This window comes from Rhodococcus sp. NPDC055112, assembly GCF_053607505.1.
Genome location: NZ_JBSGTR010000004.1, coordinates 160,655 through 162,338 on the forward strand (window position 1 = coordinate 160,655; position 1,684 = coordinate 162,338).

At 67.9% G+C, this 1,684-nt stretch carries 2 protein-coding genes; one reads left to right on the plus strand and one right to left on the minus strand.

From position 1 onward, the window contains the following. Positions 1-154: 154 nt before the first annotated feature. The gene (locus tag ACWFRB_RS04050) at positions 155-676 is read right to left on the minus strand and encodes a hypothetical protein (RefSeq protein WP_452639010.1); all 522 of its coding nucleotides are present in this window, start codon (positions 674-676) and stop codon (positions 155-157) included. A 129-nt stretch (positions 677-805) separates the two neighbouring features. Here ACWFRB_RS04050 and ACWFRB_RS04055 point away from each other — a divergent pair, with 129 nt between their 5' ends. Then, on the plus strand, positions 806-1,627 hold the full coding sequence (locus ACWFRB_RS04055) for an alpha/beta fold hydrolase (RefSeq protein WP_452639012.1): 822 nt from the start codon (positions 806-808) through the stop codon (positions 1,625-1,627). Positions 1,628-1,684: the final 57 nt, after the last annotated feature.

The window sequence follows — 1,684 nt, forward strand, 5'->3', positions numbered from 1 at the left end:
CATCAACCTCATGCAGAGGGCTGCAGCGCTTCGCCATCGGCGATCGCCAACTTTTCTGTTCAGAGTATCCCCCGGGTCACGCGGTCGAGGCGTCTCCTGCTGCGTCACCCCATTGCGTCACGGTGATGAAATGCCCTCTCGGCGCGTTCAGCCCCTAGGGGCGATTCCGGCGGGCGGCCGCGGCGATCTCGCGGTACTCGTCGCGGTGGGACAGCAGGTGCGAGTCGAGTCGCGCGTGGTCCTCGAGCCCCGGGATGGTGCAGTCGGTCTCGTGGGCGTATCCGTTGCGGCCGAGCCAGGAATTGACCTCGGCCCACGCCCAGGTCTCCCCCGGGGTCAGGGTGACGGGCAGGGGGAACGGATCATGTTGGTGCCGTTGCCTTGTCACCCAGAGTGCGACTGCCTGCCTGGTGCAGCCGGCGCGCTCGGCGATCATCCGGCGATTGACGAGGTCGGGCTGCGTTCGTTCCGCGGCGACACCGCGCTCGGCAAGGGCCTCGGCGAGATTCATGCCTGCGACGGCGCGCCGGTACGCGGCGCCGATCACGGTGACGACGTTGAGGTGCCCGTGAGTGGTCACCGTGGCACCGAGGTCGTCGCGGATCCGCTTCTCCACGGAGGCCGGCAACAGGGGCGTGATGAACGAGTACCGATAGCTGCTCTCCTCGTGGTCCACGGTGTGAGCGTATCCGCCGTCCATCGCCGTGTTGACATTCGTCAACACGCAAGGTCGGAGCGTGGCGGTCGGCGTCTCGCCCGCGGCGTGGAGTTAACCTACTAATCACTCGGTAATTAAGGAGCCCGCATGACCGTCACCCTGTCCCGCATCACGATCTCGCGCGGTGAGCTGTCCTTCTTCGAGGCGACGCCCGAGGCGGGTGTGGAGGCCAAGGGGACCGTAGTCATGGTCCCGGGCTTCACCGGCTCTCGGGAGGACTTCCTCCCGATGGCGCCGTTCGTCACCGCCGCGGGCTACCGCCTGATCTCGTACTCGCAGCTCGGCCAGTACGACTCGGACGGGCCGGACGGCCCGGATGCGGTCGGCGAGTACACCATCGCCAAGTTCGCTCTCGACCTCGCCGAAGTGCTCGACCGGGCCGCGCCCGGCGAGAAGGTTCACCTCCTCGGCCACAGCTTCGGCGGCCTCGTCACCAGGGCCGCCGTGCTGAACGACCCGAAGCGATTCCTGGACTACGTGATCCTCGACTCGCCGCCGAGCGGCCAGGACCTGGGCATGGACATGAGTCAGATCCCCGACCTGCTGTGGGCCGGCGGCAACGAGGCGCTGTGGAAGGCCATGTTCGGAGCCTTCGAGGAGATCTTCCCTGCACCGGTCAAGGAGTTCCTCTACAACCGCATGATGGCCACCAGGACCGCGAACATCGCAGGCATCGCCCTCACCATGAGCGTCGAGCCGGACCGCGTCGAGGAACTGGCCGCGACCGGCCTGCCGATCCTCGTCGCCGCGGGCGAGAACGACATCATCCCGGTGGACGTACAGGCCGACGCCGCCTCGCGCCTCGGCGTGAAATTCGAGGTCATCGCGGGGGCCGCGCACACGCCCAACGAGGAGAAGCCCGAGGAGCTGACGACGGTGCTCGTCGACTTCTGGGGCGGGGCGGCCTGAACCTGGGACAGCGCCGAACCGACACCGCGCGGTGACCGCGTCCCAGCGGTCGCGCGC

Bases quoted from the DNA above. Each gene is read 5' to 3' on its own strand.
- ACWFRB_RS04055 (WP_452639012.1), top strand. From the start codon at position 806: ATGACCGTCACCCTGTCCCGCATCACGATCTCGCGCGGTGAGCTGTCC.